The 2,849-nt window shown below is 30.2% G+C and carries 2 protein-coding genes and 1 pseudogene; all 3 read right to left on the bottom strand.

Features of this window, described 5'->3' with window-relative positions:
• Positions 1-881, bottom strand: an 881-nt coding sequence (locus tag Q0649_RS09580) for a LacI family DNA-binding transcriptional regulator (protein ID WP_298840794.1), incomplete at its 3' end; no start/stop codon positions are given.
• 131 nt (positions 882-1,012) lie between these two features.
• Entirely contained in the window at positions 1,013-2,533 is a 1,521-nt protein-coding gene (gene galT, locus Q0649_RS09575; protein ID WP_298840791.1) for a UDP-glucose--hexose-1-phosphate uridylyltransferase, read from the bottom strand.
• A gap of 92 nt (positions 2,534-2,625) precedes the next feature.
• Positions 2,626-2,849, bottom strand: a pseudogene (locus Q0649_RS09570) (galactokinase); the annotation flags it as partial.

Below are 2,849 nucleotides of genomic sequence, written 5' to 3'. Positions count from 1 at the left end.
CCCATAAACTCCATATATATTTTTACTGTAGTTAAGGGAGGTACTATAAATTGTGATGTTATATTATCATTATATGATATAACACTTATGTCTTCTGGTATTCGAAATCCAGCTTCACTTATAGCTCTATAGGCTCCTATTGCCATAGAATCATTAGCTACAATATATGCAGTTATATTATTTTTATCTTCTAATGCCTTCTTCATGAGTTCATAACCACTTTGTGGTGTAAATTTACCTATATACAAATTAGTTTCGTAATCTATTCCTCTAAGTCGCATTTCTTCTTTATATGTTCTTTCTCTCCTATCCACAAAAATATCTTTACCCTCATTAATGTACTCTCTTCCACTAATGAAACCAATGTTTTTATGTCCTAACTTCTCTAAATAATTTATTATATTAATAGTTGCATACTTAAGGTCACATACTACAGAATCATAAATATCACTTTGTGGTGATGAGTCAACAAATACTATACTTTCTGATACTGTTTTAAGCTTTTCCAGTTCCCTAATCCCAAATTTACCAATAGCTATAATTCCATCTACTTCTTTTAAACCTATATTAAAAAGCGGTGATAATTTTACCACTTCTATATTCTCACTAGCACATTTTTTCTCTACAGCAAGTCTTATAGATAAATAATATGGATCTAATACTTCCTCTTTTTCAGTGTACCAGTTTGCTATAGCTACCTTAAATGTACTTTTCCTAGTTTTTTTATCATTCTTTTTAACATAATTTAGTTCCTCAGCTACTTGAAATATCCTTTGTTTTGTAATGTCTGTTACATTTAATTTATCATCAAAGTTTAACACCCTGGATACAGTCGCAATTGACACTCCAGCGCTGTTTGCTATATCTTTTATTGTTACCATTAATTTCACACTCACTTGCTCTTTTGTTATTTTATAATACTAAAATTTTATTTTTCTAATTCACAATTAAAGAGTGAATTATTGTATAATCCACTCTTTAATAATCTATCAGATATTACTTGAATATTTTATTATAAACTAACAATAAATTTATTAAAAGCCTGTTTTCCTTTATCATCTGTTTTAAATACACCTGCTTGCTCTAGAACCTCTGAAAATATAATGCCTATTTCTTTTTTCAATATATCATCCACATTCTTTTCATTTATGTCAGAATATTTTTGAGTAAGTTCTATTGCCCATTCTTTATGTTTTAGAAGATCATCTTTTTTATCCAATTCTTTGAAAATATCTTTGTTTTTGTTATTTACTAAATAATAACTCAACTCTTTTATCTCTGTTTTTAGTCTTGATGGTAAAACCGCAAGTCCCATAACCTCAATAAGTCCAATATTTTCTTTCTTTATATGATGTAACTCAATATGTGGATGGAAAATTCCATCTGGAAACTGAGTAGATGTTCTATTGTTTCTTAGAACTAAATCTATCTCATAATTATCCCCTCGTCTTCTAGCTATAGGTGTTATTGCATTATGGGCAACATCACCCGTAAATGCACTTATGGAAACACTCTCATCAGAATAATTCTTCCAAGCTTTTAAAATATAATCTGCTAGTTTTGCAAGTGCTCCCTTATCTTTACCCTTTATTCTAATAACACTCATAGACCATTTAACTCTACCAAGAGTTATTCCCGCGTATCCTTTAACCTTGAATTCTTCCTCAACTGGAGCCTTTGCCATTGCAAATTCATAGTTTCCACCTTGGAAATGGTCATGGCTTAATATTGAGCCTCCAACTATAGGAAGATCTGCATTAGATCCTACGAAGTAATGTGGATATTGCTGCACAAAATCTAGTAGCCTTTTAAAGGTTCCCAAACATATTTTCATTGGTACATGTTCACCATTTAGTACTATACAATGCTCATTATAATAAACATAAGGTGAATATTGTAAAAACCAATTTTCTTTATCTAATGTAACTGGTATAAGCCTATGGTTCCCTCTAGCTGGATGATTTATTCTACCTGCATATCCTTCATTTTCCTTACAAAGTAAACATTTTGGGTAACCACTTGATTTTAAATTTATAGCTCTAGCAATAGCTTTCGGGTCCTTCTCAGGTTTAGATAAATTTATAGTAATATCTATATCACCATAACTTGTTGCTACTTTCCATTTTAAATCCTTTTTCACTCTTGCCAATCTTATATAATTTGAATTAATACTTAAATTATAAAAATAATCTGTTGCACTTCTTGGGCTTTCATTATAAAGTCTTTTAAATTCTTTTATTATTTCTGATGGCCTTCCTATTAAACAAGCCATTATTTTTGTATCAAATAAATCCCTAGCAATTATGCCATAATCGTCTATTCGTTTATTCTCGTATGCCCACAATGTTATATTATCTAAAACTTGTTGCACCTCATATTCTTTATCTTCAATGTTTTCATCTTTAATTTCATCTAAAGATAAAGTTTCTAGAAGTCTGTTTTTTGTATATATTAAATCCTCAGAAGTTATTAACTTCTTATGCTTTGCATAACAAAGTATCTTTTCTACTTCTGTTGAAATATTTACTGCCATATTATCATCTCCTAGTAATATTATCTTCGGTGCCACTCATCTTCTTTGAAGCTGTTCATCTTCTTTGAAGCTGATCATAATTTTAGATTTTTTTATAGTTTTCTTGCTCCATCACCTATTTGAGCTACATAAAATACTGCTTCGTATCCTATTTTCTTCTTATATTCTTCACCAACATTTTTAATAAAATCATCTACAAATTCATCTTTAACTATACTTACTGTGCATCCACCAAAGCCAGCTCCTGTCATTCTTGATCCGATGACGCCTGGCATTTTCCATGCAATTTCAACTAAAGTATCAAGTTCTATCCCTG

This window comes from uncultured Clostridium sp. (assembly GCF_937920395.1).
GTDB lineage: Bacteria > Bacillota > Clostridia > Clostridiales > Clostridiaceae > Clostridium_AD.
The sequence above is the reverse complement of the archived record's forward strand: the minus strand, read 5'-3'. Positions and strand labels throughout refer to the sequence as shown.